We start from the raw sequence: 13,964 nt of genomic DNA, 5'->3' as shown, positions 1-13,964 counted from the left end.
GTAGAGTAGGCGAGTGCTTTTTGGTGATTTTTGCCTATTTTAAGGTTGTAAGATGAAAATTTTAGTTCGTAACTTAGAACGCACTGTAACAGAACCAGAACTTTTAAAATTGTTCCAAGGCTTTGGTACTGTTGGATCTTGTACATTGGTTCTAGATGCAGAAACAGGAAAATCGAAAGGTTTTGCTTTTGTTGAAATGCCACATGCGCGTGAAGCAATTAAAGCAGTAAAAGGATTAAACACTTTACGCTTACACGGACATGGTATTCGTGTGAAATTGGCTGAAGATAAGCCTAAAGCGGAAGAACAGCCAAAAGCTGCTGAATAAAAGTGATATAAAAAGGGAGCAAATAAAGCTCCTTTTTTATGCATTGATTAAATTGAAATAGATCATGCATAAATTTTATTGTGAATTATCAATAATTACGTTTAATCTAGATGATGACAAAAACGCCAAATATTAGGAATCATCTTCATGTCACGAGTTGCTCGCTTTCACGCAGATCGCACAAATCAAAAATTATATTTTGCACGTCTTTCGTGTCAACAAGCAGAGCAAACTGAACATATTCAACAAGTGCAAGCATATCGTGAAGCTGCGGTCTTTCATTTGCATGGTGCTGTTTTAGCTTTTTTACAGGAATTGGTTCGTTACTACAGATTAAGTGATGCAAATCCAACATTAAAGTCTATTGAAGAACATATGACAGCAAAAGGGCAGGTTTCGCCTGAAATTAGCATTTTACAAAAGCTTGCGAAAGATGGTTTTATTGCAGAGTTAAAACGTGCTTATCGTTTATGTCAGTACACGCCAGAGCCAAGTGCACCAGAACCAGAGCAAGAAACATCATCTAACTTAATTATAAAAGTGACGCAAACTTCACAAGCTTGGTTGCCGGACACAAAAATTTTAAGAGAATGGCATCGAGATATTACGCAACTGATTGATGGTTTTCGTAACGAGATGGTCGAATTTTAATACTCAGATGAATGGCTCTTGAATTCTAAAGTTATGACCTAATATTAATCATTCAATGAATGAAAATACATTTGCTACCATGTTGAACATGGAGGATATATGTCGATAGAGCAATTGAAAGAGTTATTTGGTAGTCAAGAAGCGATCTTAGAACTCGTTCAACTTGAAGATGGTGAATTGGCATTGCGTAATGCAGGTTCTGAAGATCCTTTGGTGAAAATTCAGTTTAATGATGAAGTTCGTGCATTATTGGGTGAAAAAATGCCCGTGGTTGCACAGCAAATGATTCAGGCTGCTTTATTTGCACTTATGGAAAAGGAAGTCGCTGAATTTGAAGCAGTTGTTGTAGATGAAAAACCAAAATTTATGAGCTAAATTTTTTGCTAAAAAAGCGCACCATTGAGTGCGCTTTTTTAATTTTGATTTAAATATTTTTAATGCGATGAAGATTGATGATGTGCAATGTCAATTTGATGGAGAATATGATTGGTCATATTTTTCGCCATTTCTTCTTTTGCAAAATAAACTTCACCAATATTATCTTTACGAATCACTTCAGCTTCGGCTTTACTTTCCGCACAGACTAAAACTTGAATTTGCGGATTTAGTGTTTTTGCAATATCTACAATTTTATGAATATCTAAAATATCCATAGGGGAAAGGACTAAAAGACGTGCATGTTGGATATGCGCTTGAATGAGTACACTTGGCTCGGTTGCAAGACCACAAACAGCAGCGATATCTTTTTCACGCAAATTTTCTACAATTTCACGGTTTTCTTCTGCAATCACAACTTTAATATTTTGTTCCATTAAAGTTTTGGTAATACGACGACCAACTTCACCATGTCCAACAATAACGACCTGATCACGTAGGTAATCTTGTGAAACGGCATCTGGAAGCATAGCTAATGGGTCACCACTACGCTCAAGTAAACGCGCCAATTGTGAGCGATTACGGATCCAGTTTTGTATTGGTTCTACCGCAGAGAAAATAAATGAGTTTAAGGTAATTGAAATTAAAGCACCTGCCAAAATTAAATTTTGACCCTCAAGTGATAATAATTGTAGAGAGACCCCAAGCGTTGCCAAAATAAAGGAAAACTCACCAATTTGGGCTAAACTAGCCCCAACTGTAAGTGCTGTATTAATTGGATATCTAAAGAAAAGCACCAATGCCATGGCTGCAATTGTTTTACCAATCATAATGATGGCAACAACGCCAAGTACATGAAGGGGTTGCTCAATTAAAATTCGTGGGTCGAATAACATTCCGACAGAAACGAAAAATAAAATAGAGAAAATTTCACGAAGTGGGAGTGTTTCTGCTTCTGCGCGTTGACTAAAGTCCGACTCTTTGACCACCATCCCCGCAAAGAACGCACCTAAAGCCATAGAAACGCCAAAGACTTTATATGCACCAAAGGCAATGGAAACTGCCGCAGCAACAACGGTCAGGGTAAATAATTCACGAGAACCTAAACGTGCGACCACTTGCATAATCATTGGAACAAGTCGTTTACCAATAATGAGCATGAATGCAATGAAACCAACAACTTTAAGTAAGGTAATGCCTAATGTTAGCCAAATATTTTCATTTGCAGCATCTGCTGATAATGCTTGTCCGCCAAGTAAAACGGCTGTTGCAGGTAAAAGTACTAAGACTAAAACCATAACAAGGTCTTCGACCAATAACCAACCGACTGCAATTTTTCCGTTAACAGAGTTTATTAAACCTCTGTCGCCTAAAGCTTTGAGTAGAACAACGGTACTTGCGCAAGAAAGACTTAAACCAAAGACCAATGCAGAGCCGAAACTCCATCCCCAAAGCATGGAAATACCCATACCAAGTAAGGTTGCAACTGTAATTTGTAAAATAGCACCAGGTATGGCAATACGACGTACTTGTACTAAATCTTTTAATGAGAAGTGCATACCAACACCAAACATAAGGAACATTACCCCAAGTTCGGCAAGCTGATTTGCAAGATGTAGATCACCAACAACCCCAGGTGTATTGGGGCTAATAATAATACCGGCAATAAGATAGCCAATAAGAGGTGGTAAACGTAATCGGGCGGCTATATAGCCAAAAATAAGGGCAACCCCAAAGCCAACGGCAAGTAATATTATGAGCTCTACATCATGTGGCACTAAAAACTCCTTAAGTCAAAGTTAAGGTTTAAGATAAATAAGCACAAAGAATGCCAAAAAAATCATTTATAAAGTGTAACAAGCCGAATAAAAAAAAGGCAAAAAAAAACGACCTTTGGGGTCGTTTTTCTTAAAAAGCTAAAATTATTTAATTTTAGCTTCTTTGAAGATTACGTGTTGACGGATTTTTGGATCAAATTTTTTGATTTCCATTTTTTCCGGCATAGTACGTTTGTTCTTAGTAGTGGTATAGAAATAACCTGTACCAGCTGAAGAAACTAGACGAATTTTATCACGCATTGTACAGACTCCTTAGATCTTTTGACCTTGAGCACGAAGGTCAGCAACAACCTTTTCGATACCCAATTTGTCGATAATACGCATACCCTTAGTAGTTAGACGAAGACGTACGAAACGTTTTTCGGTTTCTAACCAGAAACGGTGGTGATGCAGGTTCGGCTCGAACCGGCGTTTGGTTTTGTTATTGGCGTGCGAGACATTGTTTCCAACGACTGGACGCTTGCCGGTAACTTGGCAAACCTTAGACATGGTGAACTCCATTGCTAGACAGCACCGATTGTGCTGCTAGTCATTAAAAGTAAACGGATGAAATCATTCAAGGGGCGTTTTATACCAAAAATACGCTTAAAAGACAAGCGAATTTATGAAAAACACGACCTACTCATGTGCGATAGCTCATGCCTTGATCAGTTATCGAAGTAGAGTCTTCGAAATTAGTCGATGAATCGGCTTATCGAACGGAGGGAGAATGAATTTCAAGCTATACAACTTGGGATTAGACATCATAGACCGTTCATGTGACAAACTGAAAAAACCTTCTGGACCGTGATATTTTCCCATACCTGAAGCACCAACGCCACCAAAAGGTAAATCGTCTTGTGCAACATGGGTTAAAACAGTGTTCAATCCAAAGTGACCTGAATGTGTGCGCTGTGCGACATAATCTGCACGCGCCTGATCAAAGTCGAAATAGTATAATGCAAGTGGACGCGGACGGCTATTAATAAACTCAATTACATCATCTATTTGATGATATTCCATAATAGGAAGGATGGGTCCGAAGATTTCATTCTTCATGATTTCCATGTCGGAAGTCACGCCAGTCAAGATTGTTGGCACAATTTTACGATTTAAACTGGCATCTTCGCTTTGTGGATTTATTTCAATTATTTTTGCACCAAGTTCTCGTGCATTTTCTAAATAACCCTGCAAACGATTATATTGTTTGTCATTTACGATAGATGTGTAATCTGGATTATTTAAAATGCTTGGATACATTTCGAGCACATATGTCTTGAAATATTCGATGAATTCAGCTGTTTTTCCTTTAGGGAGAAACATAAAGTCAGGTGCAACACAGGTTTGTCCTGCATTCCATAATTTTCCTACGGCAATTCGCTGTGCAACATCGGCCATATCGCTTGATGAATGTACAAGTACAGGCGATTTACCACCAAGTTCTAAAATAACAGGAACTAAGTTTTCTGCTGCTGCTGCCATAATTGTTTTACCAACATTGGTTGAGCCAGTAAAAATAATTTTATCGAATGCTAAATGACAAAATAAGTCAGAAATAACACCGCCACCATTTACTACAGCTACAAGTTCTTGTGGAAAAGCTTCTGCTATTGCTGTTTCTAAAACACGACCAAAATTTGCAGATGCACTCGAAATTTTAATCATGGCGTGATTACCTGCTGCAAGCGCACAAATAAGTGGGCCAACGGAAAGTAATAAAGGGTAATTCCATGGTGCAATAATGCCAATAACACCTAAAGGTTGATATTCAACCCAAGCTTTTGCAGGTTGATGGATGATTCCAACATGACGTTTAGAGGGTTTCATCCAAGCTTTTAGGTTTTTACTGTAATATTTGATATGCTCTAAGCAAGTTAGGAGTTCGCCAATTTTTGTTTCGCTTACTGAGCGGTTTCCATAATCTTGATTAATTGCTTCAGCAAATTGATCTTGATATTTAACTAAGACACGTTTTAATCGAGCAAGTCGGTCAATACGTTCTTTCGCTGTAGGCACAGGATAACGCTGATAAGCGAATTTTTGTAATGAAAGAAGTTCATTTAAACGCTGTTCGTCAAACGAATGCGCGGTCATCGTTGTATTTTTTGTTTGACTGTTCATGGCAAATTACATTTAATAAAAGCGAATAAGTTAGTTTTTAGAGTATTTACTCTAAATAGTCAAGATACTTCATGTTAGTTTGTTAACATTATATACAGATGGTTATGTCAGGATGTCTCAGTCAAAAACGGTCAAAACCAAAGAGCGTATTTTACAGCTAAGTTTGCAATTGTTTAATGAGCGCGGTGAGCGTTCAGTAACAACGAATCATATTGCCGCTGAGCTAAATATGAGCCCTGGTAACTTGTATTATCATTTCCGAAATAAAAGTGAAATCATTAAAGAGTTAATGGAGCAGTATCAATCTGAAACGCTTGAAATGTTGGCATTACCAGATGATCGAGTTTTAGATGCAAATGATAAAATTCGTTATTTCCAAGTATTAAGTAGCCAATTATGGGCATATCGTTTCTTGCATCGTGACGTTTATCATTTGGTTGAGAATAACGAAGACTTCAGAAAAATGTATCCACGTTTTGCAGGTCAAGTGATGCAGCAAGGGCAGAAGGTCTATAAGGCTTTTGTGAAAGCTGGCTTGATGGAAATGACGGATTCAGAAATTGAAGCATTAACCATTAATTTATGGATTGTTTTGACCAACTGGACAAACTTCCTTTATATGTCGGGTCATATTAAAGATTCAAATACATTGGAAGAAAAGTGGGTATGGCAAGCTTTACGTCAAATGGTCTTCTTAGAAGGTGCTTATTTGCGTGGTGAAAGCAGAAATACGTATGAAGGATTATTGGAATCTTTTGGTTCATCTGAATTATTCGAAAGTCTTTCATCTGCAAAAAAAATAGATAGTGAATAATTCTATTTTGTCTGCAATAGAAAAGCGTTAGAATACTCGGCTTATTTTAATTTACTGATTAGCGATATAAAACAACATGAATATGACGACTGCCAACACTGCACGTTTGTTAATTACCTGTGAAGATAAACCAGGTATTGTGCAAGCTGTTTCTAGCTTTTTGTATCATCAAGGAGCGAATATTACAGCTCTTGATCAATACGCTACAGCGGCTCAGGGCGGGCGTTACTTTATGCGTGTTGAGTTTGAGCTAGATAACTTACAAAGCCGTAAAGAAAACCTAACCCAAACTTTTGCATCGAATGTTGCTGAACGTTATGAAATGCAATGGCGTTTGGCTTTAGTGAGCGATGTTAAAAAAGTAGGTATCTTGGTTTCAAAAGTAGACCATGCATTGCTTGAGCTTTTATGGCGTCATGCGCGTGGTGGTTTACCATGTGAAATTACGAAAGTTGTTTCTAACCACGACACATTACGTGAGTCTGTAGAAAACTTTGGTATTCCATTTGAAGTTGTACCTGTAAATAAAGAAAATAAACGTGAAGCTTATGCACAAATTGATGAGTTGATGCAAGGTAATGACTTGCTTGTGCTTGCACGTTATATGCAAATTTTAGATGAAGAATTTGTAAAAAAATGGGAAATGAAAGTGATCAATATCCATCATTCATTCTTGCCTGCTTTTGTAGGTGCAAATCCTTATAAACAAGCGCATGAAAAGGGTGTGAAGCTTATTGGTGCAACAGCTCATTATGTAACAGCAGACCTAGATCAAGGTCCTATTATTGAGCAAGATGTTGAACGTGTAAGCCATGACTTTACCGTGGATCAACTTCGTGACTTAGGTCAAGATGTAGAGCGTAATGTGTTGGCACGTGCGGTTAAATGGCATTTAGAAGATCGAATTATTGTAGATGGTAATAAGACTGTTGTATTCCAATAAGTCTTTATTTGATACAGATAAAAAGGCATACTAAAAGTATGCCTTTTTTATTGAAGATATGAATCACAAGTAATATAAATCAATAAAAAAGTAATAAAAATAGACAAATTAAATGTTGCAAATGAAAACACTTCTCATTTATCATTGTGCCACTTTAATTGTACAAACCGATAAGTTTAATTGCTGCTTTGAAACTGCAATTTTCTTTTGAAGGTAACAGAATTTAATGACTCAATCTGCCGCACCTATAATGCCTGAACATAATCCGATGAAAAAGAAAGTCATTATTGCTTTAACTGCAGTAATTGTCGGACATTTGAGTATTATGTGGGCTTTGAGTCATATCAAGACTTTAGAAATCAAGCCAAACGAAACCAAACCAATGAGTGTTCGTTTCGTAACAATTGCAGATGAACCGGTGGTTGAACCCGTAAAACCAGTTGTTCAACCGCCAAAACCAGAACCCAAAGTTGTTGTTGAGCCTGTTGTACAACCTAAAATTATTACTCAAAAGCAAAAAGTAACTGAGAAAAAGGTTCAACCTAAAGAAGAAGTTGTAGATAAAAAGAAAGTTGATCAAGAGCGTTTAGACAAATTAAAGCAGCAACAAGAACAGCAAGAACAACAAAAGCGTTTAGAGCAACAACAGCGTGATCAACAGCAACGTGAACAAGCTGAACGTGATCGCCTTGCAAATGAACAACGTGAAAATCAACGTCGTCAACAAGAAATGAATACTCCGAAAAAGCTAAACATCGGTCAAATTTCTTGGTCACGTTCACCAAAACCAGTTTATACAAACAAAGATTTACAAGGCTCTAATCGCATTATTGTTGTTTCTATTGAAGCAGATGCGAAGGGTAGCATCACCAATGTAAGAGTAATTAAATCAAGTGGTATAGATGCCCTTGATCAAAAGATTGTACGCGCTGTAAAAAGTGCAAAATTCAAACCTTATAAGGAAAATGGTATTTCATATCCGTTTAAAGCGGATCAACCATTTGAACTTACATTGAATTCTAACGGCTAACATTTATCAGGAGTTCGAGTATGAACTTTTCAGTTTATTGGCAACATGCAGATGCAGTCAGCAAAACGCTGTATTTTGTATTATTGGTGATGTCGATTACGACATGGACCGTCCTTATTTTACGTTTAATAGGAACGCGCCAACTGAAACAAATTGCTTATGCTCAACTTTCTAAAGCTATTAATGCATTGAAAAATAAGCTTTCACCGTTATCGTTTGAACAACGTAAAGCGGTTGCAGAGCAAGCACTTCTTCGTCAAATTTCTGTTGAAAAATCTTCTGCTGAAAAAGGCGTTGCAGTACTTGGAACAATTGCTTCACTTGCACCATTTGTTGGTTTATTTGGTACAGTTTGGGGTATTTTCCATGCTTTAGTTGCTGTTGGTAAAAGTGGTCAAGCAGGTTTGGCTCAAGTTGCAACACCTGTAGGTGAAGCACTTATTATGACTGGCTTTGGTTTAGCGGTCGCAATTCCTGCGGTTATTGCATATAACATTTGCACACGTTTCAACAAAACATTAAGCAATGAATTGCAAGATCATGCACATAGCTTATTAATTGACACCATGTTGCAACAAGATTCATCAGCTCAAAAAGTTGAAGTACAAGAAACAGGAAAAGGTTTAGTTGGAGGTCAAGTTTAATGGCTTTTCAATTGGGTGAAGACAACGATAGTGGCATGAATGAGATGAACCTCATTCCACTTATCGACATTATGTTGGTATTGATGATCATCTTCTTGGTGACTGCGACCGTTGCCAACCCATCGATTCCATTAACTTTGCCGCAAACATCTGCTGAAATTCAAGATCAACCACCAAAAGCAATTACGGTAAGTATTAATGCAAATGGTGATGTGGCTTGGGATGATAAAATGATCACTTTGGATGAGTTAGAAACTCGTTTTAATGAAGCTGGTCAGCAAGAGCAAAAACCAACTGTACAACTGCGTGCAGATAAAGAATCTAAATACGATACTGTTGCACAAGTGATGTCACGTGCGAGTGAAGCCGGACTCAGTGATATTGCCTTTGTAAATGAAAACTAATATTTAGAAATTTTTTCTAAAAGCGATCCAAGTGGGTCGCTTTTTTGTGCTCAAATTTAAAGTTAACGCTTACGAAATTGATCGGGCGTCAGGTTCATCCATCGTTTAAACATATTAATAAAAGCTGTCGCGTTGGAATAGCCTAAATCGAGCGCAATACTTTCCACTTTTTTACCTTCATTCAGCATCGACATGGCTTTCATTACTTTCAGCCTTTGTCGCCATTCATTTAACGACATACCAAGTTCTTTTTGACTATAACGAGCAAGAGTACGTTCGGTCATATTACTCATTTTTGCAAGTTCTTCTAAAGAACTATGATCTGATGGGTTTTGATGTAAGTAATCTAAAATTTGTTTAAGCCCTGAATGATTTGAATGTGGTAAATAAGTGCGAATTATTTCTGCATCCTTTAATTGATCAAGCAAAACATAAAGTAAGCGCATATGTGCAGGATCATTCAGATCTTTAGGATAATCACGTAATTGATGTAATAACGCACTCACAAGCGGCGTGGTGAGCATAATGCCTGCATGTTTAGGTAAGTGTGCGCAGAGGTTTTCATGGACATATAAAGTGCCATGAGAGACTTGTGTTCTATTCAAACCACTGTGTTTTAAGTTGGGCGGAAGCCAAATACCATAAGGTGGTGGGGTGATGTAATCATTATTGGCGATATTCACTTCTAGAACGCCATTAAATGAATACACAAACTCACCCCAAGCATGTCCATGCACAGGATAAACCGACTGAGCAGGGTCTTCTCTAAAATGAATCCAGAGAGGGGCAATAATCTCATCATTGGTTTTGAGCTGTTTGAAGGTGCTTATATCATCGTTGCGATTTTTGCCCATGTGAAAATTGCCTGAATAAGATGATTATTTGTCTGAATAAGATTATATATTTAATTTACGACAGTTTTATAGTGTGTTTCTTTGTTGTAATTGAGTAAGCATCGTGGAATTGCGTAAGTCGCTAGATGCACAAGCATCTGGCTTAATGGTTATATTGTGTATTGTTTGGGGAGTACAGCAGGTGGTGCTGAAATTGGCTGCGCCTGATATATCACCGATTATGCAAATTGCCATTCGATCGGGTTTAGCTGCAATTTTAGTGTATCCACTTATTCAATTACCGAAAGGAACGCATTTATATACCAAAGAGTATGTCTTGCCAGGTATTTGGCTCGCATTTTTATTTTCTGCTGAGTTTATTTTTGTGGCTGAAGCTTTACGCTTTACATCGGCATCTCATACAGTGGTATTGCTGTATACCGCTCCAATTTTTGTAGCTTTAGGTTTGCATTGGAAATTGCCATCAGAGCGGTTATCTACAATTCAATGGGGCGGTATTTTCATTGCATTTTCAGGTATTGTTTTGTCCTTTGTTGGGCGTGAGCAAAAAGTAGGTATCAATTTACAGCAAGTTTTGTTTGGTGATGCTTTAGCGTTATGTGCAGGTATTATGTGGGCATTGACCACAATTTCTTTACGCTTAACAAAACTAGGTGATGCACATCCTACACAAACGCTTTTCTATCAATTGGTGGGAGGGTGTCTTTTTTTATTGCCTGTCGCTTATTTTACAGGACAAACGGTAATTCATTGGACTGTACTTGCTATAAGTAGCTTGGCATTTCATGTGTTTGTGATGTCTTTCTTTAGTTTATTGCTTTGGTTTTGGTTGCTTAGAAAATATTTAGCCAATGGTTTGGGGGTTTTCTCCTTTTTAACGCCAATTTTTGGTATGGTCTTTGGCGTTGCATTCTTAAATGAAAATATTGAAACCAACTTTATTTTAGGTACTTTGCTAGTTATGGCAGGAGTATTTATTGTGACTTTGCATCAATGGATTAAACGCAGTTTAGCTTTTCCTAAATCTCTTAGATAAATTTTAAAATGAATACTGTAAATAAATATACGTGGCTTGGCTTTAGTTCAATTTTAATTTGGGCAAGTTTAGTAGCAGTTGTAAAACTGATTACTGAACAAGTTACGCCTGTTTCAGGTATAGCCATGATTTACAGTTTTAGTGCTTTGTGCATTTTAATATTTGGAAGCATGCCTTCACTTAAAGAAATGCCCAAAGCCTATTTGTACGGTTGCGGTATTTTATTTGTGAGCTATGAAATTTTATTCTTAATTTCTATTGCGCTATCACATAACCATGAACAAGTCTTAATTATTGCCATGATTAACTATTTATGGCCACCTATTACCATTTTATTTTCAATGTTTGCAAAGCAATTAAATTTTAATAATTTTGTTTTTGTTGGATTTATTTTGGCTGTGATTGGTTTATTACTTGTCGTGAATCCAAGAATATTAGATGTAGCTCAGTTTATTCATGTATTAGCACAAAATCCAAAAGCATATTTATTTGCATTTTTGGGCGCACTTTTATGGTCTTGTTATAGTGTTTTAACGAAAAAATATGCGCAAGGTTGTAATGCAGTACCGTTATTTTTTGTGCTTACTGCTGTTGCTTTATGGGTTTTACATTTTGCATTAAATGAGCAATTCATTATGCCAAGCTTGAATTTATGGTTGGCAATAGCAGTTGTTGGAAGCTTAATTGGTATTGCATATAGCAATTGGAATCAAAGTTTACAATTTGGAAATATCCAAGTTTTAATTTTGGCAACGTATTTCATGCCAATTTTATCATCTATGATGTCTATGCTTATTTTAGGTGTGATTCCTTCTTTTGCTTTTTGGATTGGCACGGCATTGGTAACAGTTGGGGCATTAATTTGCTGGAAATGTACTTTTGCAAATATTCAAAATGAATTTAAAAATTAAGCAAATGCATGATAAAAAGCCCTCAATTAAGAGGGCTTTTTAATGTCTGTGAAAAGATTAACTTTTACTTTGCTTCAAATATTTTTGAAAGTGGAATTGAAAGTTTTGCAGATAAGTAATCATCGGCCTCAATAAGAGCAGGTCCTATTTTTTCCATCCACTCATTTGCTTTAAAGTCATCTCCAATATCGTGTTTATGTGGGAGTGAATAGGGGAGATTGCTATAAAAACTCCAAAAATCGACTTGTGATAGGTTTCGAACAAGTACAAATTTATCGTCATCTGTGCGTTTAATTAAATCTTGTTTTTCTAGCATTAAAATATACGAAGGTAATCGTCCAATTTCATCACGTCCTAAAACTTCTAATGCTTCATGTTCACTGACAGATTTTCCGATTTTTTGTTTTTTATAAAACAGCTCAAGTAAGTCTAAAAGCATAAGTAATGGATGATATTTTTGATCTTTTCCTGAGTTGAATGCAGTCAGTGCATAGCTAATTTCAACACCAAGTAAAACAATATTCCAAGAGAGGAAAATCCATAACAGGAAAATAGGGACAGCAGCAAAAGCGCCGTAAACAATTTGATAACTGGTAAAATTCGACATGGTGTAGCCGAATAAATTTTTCAGTAATTCAAATACAATTGCACTGAATAAGCCTGCAATAAATGCAGCTTTAATCGGGACATTTCTGTTTGGAATAGTCCAGTTCAGAATAAAAAAACCAAGAATAGATAAAGAAAACGAAATCACCCATAAAATAAGTGCACCATCTAGTTCATAACCAGCAAAGTTATTACTTAATACATTCATTGAAGCGAGTGTTGATGAAATAACAAAAGCACTTCCAAGTAAAATTGGTCCCAAAGAAATAATGGTCCAATAACGCATAAAACCTAAAATGCCGCCACGGGTTTCTTTTACCCGCCAAATACGATTAAACACCGTTTCAATGCTTGTAAGCATCATGACTGTGGTGAAGAATAAAAAGAGCACGCCAATGACGGTTAAATTACTCGATTTTTCAGTAAATGCACTGAGTGCTTTATCAAAAGCAATGGTAGTGTTGGGTAAGAAGTTACTATAGATAAGCTGTTGTAATTGTTGTCTGGCAGGTTCTAGTGCTTTAATTGAAGAAATAATCACAAGAAAAACGGTGAGCATTGGTACAACCGCAAACAGCGTTGTATAGGTTAAAGAGCCTGCTTGTTCACGGCAACGATCTGCTTCAAAGCGACGTAAAACAAATAGAATAAACTGAAACCATGTCTTTTCATAAAAAGGTAGTTTTTTAAAATACTCAATGATCATGCTTTAGTAATCTCAATTGTTTTTAGTGATATTTCTCAACTTTCTTGAATAAGCTTACCCAAAAAAAGATAAAAATACCGTATAGTTTTCTTTTTTGTTCTGTTTGTTAAAAATATGCAACCTTATATTTTAGTTCTATATTACAGTAAATATGGCTCAACAAAAGAGATGGCACATTTAATTGCAAATGGTGTTGAATCTACTGGAATGGCTGTAAAAATTCGTACAGTTCCAAATTTATCGACTGTGGTAAAAGAAGCAGAGCCAAGTATTCCAAGTGATGGCGATATTTATTGTAGCTTAGATGATTTAGCAAACTGTTCTGGTCTAGCTCTAGGTTCACCAACGCGTTTTGGTAATATGGCATCGGAACTGAAATATTTTTTAGATCAAACCACAAGTTTATGGTTAAACGGTGCATTACATAATAAGCCTGCAAGTGTGTTTACGGCTTCGGGTTCTATGCATGGTGGGCAGGAAAGCACCTTATTAACAATGCTTCCACCATTGTTTCATCACGGTATGATTATTTTGGGTTTAACCAATGAAAAGCCCGCGTTATCGAATACAAAAACAGGTGGAACACCTTATGGTGCAACGCATGTTAGTGGTGCTCGACATGATCAAAGTTTAAGCCAAGATGAAAAATGCTTATGTGAAGAGCAGGGTAGAAGACTTGCAGAAACAGCGTTGAAGTTATTGAAATAATAAAATGAAAAGGAGA

General features: G+C 36.7%; 17 protein-coding genes. 11 read left to right on the top strand and 6 right to left on the bottom strand.

Features of this window, described 5'->3' with window-relative positions; translation table 11 throughout:
• Nucleotides 1-52: 52 nt before the first annotated feature.
• From GTK57_RS03715 to GTK57_RS03705, 3 genes are all read left to right on the top strand, one after another.
• A complete protein-coding gene (locus GTK57_RS03715; RefSeq protein WP_152875322.1) occupies nucleotides 53-328 on the top strand; it encodes an RNA recognition motif domain-containing protein in 276 nt (91 codons plus the stop codon).
• A gap of 147 nt (nucleotides 329-475) precedes the next feature.
• Nucleotides 476-979: a DUF6586 family protein gene (locus tag GTK57_RS03710; RefSeq protein ID WP_152875321.1), complete on the top strand. Its 504-nt coding sequence runs from the start codon at nucleotides 476-478 to the stop codon at nucleotides 977-979.
• Between the two features lie 99 nt (nucleotides 980-1,078).
• On the top strand, nucleotides 1,079-1,354 hold the full coding sequence (locus GTK57_RS03705; RefSeq protein ID WP_152875320.1) for a hypothetical protein: 276 nt from the start codon (nucleotides 1,079-1,081) through the stop codon (nucleotides 1,352-1,354).
• Nucleotides 1,355-1,413: 59 nt separating this feature from the next.
• On the opposite strand, the gene GTK57_RS03700 is transcribed toward GTK57_RS03705, so the two are convergent.
• The 4 genes from GTK57_RS03700 to GTK57_RS03685 all read right to left on the bottom strand — a co-directional run bounded on the left by GTK57_RS03700 (nucleotide 1,414) and on the right by GTK57_RS03685 (nucleotide 5,292).
• Entirely contained in the window at nucleotides 1,414-3,132 is a 1,719-nt protein-coding gene (locus tag GTK57_RS03700) for a cation:proton antiporter (RefSeq protein WP_163121390.1), read from the bottom strand.
• Between the two features lie 144 nt (nucleotides 3,133-3,276).
• Nucleotides 3,277-3,432: a 50S ribosomal protein L33 gene (gene rpmG, locus GTK57_RS03695; protein WP_001205031.1), complete on the bottom strand. Its 156-nt coding sequence runs from the start codon at nucleotides 3,430-3,432 to the stop codon at nucleotides 3,277-3,279.
• A gap of 12 nt (nucleotides 3,433-3,444) precedes the next feature.
• Nucleotides 3,445-3,681: a 50S ribosomal protein L28 gene (rpmB, locus tag GTK57_RS03690; protein ID WP_053578814.1), complete on the bottom strand. Its 237-nt coding sequence runs from the start codon at nucleotides 3,679-3,681 to the stop codon at nucleotides 3,445-3,447.
• Nucleotides 3,682-3,843: 162 nt separating this feature from the next.
• Nucleotides 3,844-5,292 (bottom strand): coniferyl aldehyde dehydrogenase, encoded by a 1,449-nt coding sequence (locus GTK57_RS03685; protein ID WP_163121388.1) that lies wholly within the window; start codon nucleotides 5,290-5,292, stop codon nucleotides 3,844-3,846.
• Nucleotides 5,293-5,404: 112 nt separating this feature from the next.
• Here GTK57_RS03685 and GTK57_RS03680 point away from each other — a divergent pair, with 112 nt between their 5' ends.
• The 5 genes from GTK57_RS03680 to GTK57_RS03660 all read left to right on the top strand — a co-directional run bounded on the left by GTK57_RS03680 (nucleotide 5,405) and on the right by GTK57_RS03660 (nucleotide 9,127).
• Entirely contained in the window at nucleotides 5,405-6,106 is a 702-nt protein-coding gene (locus GTK57_RS03680) for a TetR/AcrR family transcriptional regulator (protein WP_152875317.1), read from the top strand.
• A gap of 76 nt (nucleotides 6,107-6,182) precedes the next feature.
• Nucleotides 6,183-7,049, top strand: coding sequence for a formyltetrahydrofolate deformylase (gene purU / locus GTK57_RS03675; RefSeq protein ID WP_152875315.1), 867 nt, complete (start codon nucleotides 6,183-6,185; stop codon nucleotides 7,047-7,049).
• 226 nt (nucleotides 7,050-7,275) lie between these two features.
• Complete coding sequence (locus GTK57_RS03670; RefSeq protein WP_163121386.1) at nucleotides 7,276-8,079, top strand: energy transducer TonB; 804 nt, start codon at nucleotides 7,276-7,278, stop codon at nucleotides 8,077-8,079.
• Between the two features lie 20 nt (nucleotides 8,080-8,099).
• Nucleotides 8,100-8,723 carry a MotA/TolQ/ExbB proton channel family protein gene (locus GTK57_RS03665; protein ID WP_152875311.1) on the top strand — a complete coding sequence of 208 codons (624 nt, stop codon included), beginning with the start codon at nucleotides 8,100-8,102 and terminating at the stop codon, nucleotides 8,721-8,723.
• The gene (locus GTK57_RS03660) at nucleotides 8,723-9,127 is read left to right on the top strand and encodes an ExbD/TolR family protein (protein ID WP_163121384.1); all 405 of its coding nucleotides are present in this window, start codon (nucleotides 8,723-8,725) and stop codon (nucleotides 9,125-9,127) included. Before GTK57_RS03665 ends, GTK57_RS03660 begins: the two co-directional genes overlap by 1 nt.
• Nucleotides 9,128-9,189: 62 nt before the next feature.
• Here GTK57_RS03660 and GTK57_RS03655 read toward each other — a convergent pair whose 3' ends face one another.
• Nucleotides 9,190-9,981, bottom strand: coding sequence for a helix-turn-helix domain-containing protein (locus GTK57_RS03655; protein WP_152875307.1), 792 nt, complete (start codon nucleotides 9,979-9,981; stop codon nucleotides 9,190-9,192).
• Between the two features lie 103 nt (nucleotides 9,982-10,084).
• Between GTK57_RS03655 and GTK57_RS03650 the strand changes: the two genes are divergently transcribed.
• Together GTK57_RS03650 and yddG are read left to right on the top strand one after the other, a co-directional pair.
• Nucleotides 10,085-11,017 carry a DMT family transporter gene (locus tag GTK57_RS03650; RefSeq protein WP_171522134.1) on the top strand — a complete coding sequence of 311 codons (933 nt, stop codon included), beginning with the start codon at nucleotides 10,085-10,087 and terminating at the stop codon, nucleotides 11,015-11,017.
• 8 nt (nucleotides 11,018-11,025) lie between these two features.
• On the top strand, nucleotides 11,026-11,928 hold the full coding sequence (gene yddG, locus GTK57_RS03645; RefSeq protein ID WP_163121382.1) for an aromatic amino acid DMT transporter YddG: 903 nt from the start codon (nucleotides 11,026-11,028) through the stop codon (nucleotides 11,926-11,928).
• Between the two features lie 64 nt (nucleotides 11,929-11,992).
• Here yddG and GTK57_RS03640 read toward each other — a convergent pair whose 3' ends face one another.
• Complete coding sequence (locus tag GTK57_RS03640; RefSeq protein ID WP_152875305.1) at nucleotides 11,993-13,240, bottom strand: YihY family inner membrane protein; 1,248 nt, start codon at nucleotides 13,238-13,240, stop codon at nucleotides 11,993-11,995.
• 114 nt (nucleotides 13,241-13,354) lie between these two features.
• Here GTK57_RS03640 and wrbA point away from each other — a divergent pair, with 114 nt between their 5' ends.
• Complete coding sequence (gene wrbA, locus GTK57_RS03635) at nucleotides 13,355-13,948, top strand: NAD(P)H:quinone oxidoreductase (protein ID WP_152875304.1); 594 nt, start codon at nucleotides 13,355-13,357, stop codon at nucleotides 13,946-13,948.
• The last annotated feature ends 16 nt before the right edge of the window (nucleotides 13,949-13,964 follow it).

It is taken from the genome of Acinetobacter portensis (assembly GCF_010646905.1).
GTDB lineage: Bacteria > Pseudomonadota > Gammaproteobacteria > Pseudomonadales > Moraxellaceae > Acinetobacter > Acinetobacter portensis.
The sequence above is the reverse complement of the archived record's forward strand: the minus strand, read 5'-3'. Positions and strand labels throughout refer to the sequence as shown.

Coding starts and splice junctions, on each gene's coding strand:
- GTK57_RS03640 (WP_152875305.1), bottom strand. CDS start 13,240: ATGATCATTGAGTATTTTAAAAAACTACCTTTTTATGAAAAGACATGG.
- GTK57_RS03705 (WP_152875320.1), top strand. CDS start 1,079: ATGTCGATAGAGCAATTGAAAGAGTTATTTGGTAGTCAAGAAGCGATC.
- yddG (WP_163121382.1), top strand. CDS start 11,026: ATGAATACTGTAAATAAATATACGTGGCTTGGCTTTAGTTCAATTTTA.
- rpmG (WP_001205031.1), bottom strand. CDS start 3,432: ATGCGTGATAAAATTCGTCTAGTTTCTTCAGCTGGTACAGGTTATTTC.
- GTK57_RS03685 (WP_163121388.1), bottom strand. CDS start 5,292: ATGAACAGTCAAACAAAAAATACAACGATGACCGCGCATTCGTTTGAC.
- GTK57_RS03715 (WP_152875322.1), top strand. CDS start 53: ATGAAAATTTTAGTTCGTAACTTAGAACGCACTGTAACAGAACCAGAA.
- GTK57_RS03680 (WP_152875317.1), top strand. CDS start 5,405: ATGTCTCAGTCAAAAACGGTCAAAACCAAAGAGCGTATTTTACAGCTA.
- purU (WP_152875315.1), top strand. CDS start 6,183: ATGAATATGACGACTGCCAACACTGCACGTTTGTTAATTACCTGTGAA.
- wrbA (WP_152875304.1), top strand. CDS start 13,355: ATGCAACCTTATATTTTAGTTCTATATTACAGTAAATATGGCTCAACA.
- rpmB (WP_053578814.1), bottom strand. CDS start 3,681: ATGTCTAAGGTTTGCCAAGTTACCGGCAAGCGTCCAGTCGTTGGAAAC.
- GTK57_RS03660 (WP_163121384.1), top strand. CDS start 8,723: ATGGCTTTTCAATTGGGTGAAGACAACGATAGTGGCATGAATGAGATG.
- GTK57_RS03665 (WP_152875311.1), top strand. CDS start 8,100: ATGAACTTTTCAGTTTATTGGCAACATGCAGATGCAGTCAGCAAAACG.
- GTK57_RS03710 (WP_152875321.1), top strand. CDS start 476: ATGTCACGAGTTGCTCGCTTTCACGCAGATCGCACAAATCAAAAATTA.
- GTK57_RS03670 (WP_163121386.1), top strand. CDS start 7,276: ATGACTCAATCTGCCGCACCTATAATGCCTGAACATAATCCGATGAAA.
- GTK57_RS03655 (WP_152875307.1), bottom strand. CDS start 9,981: ATGGGCAAAAATCGCAACGATGATATAAGCACCTTCAAACAGCTCAAA.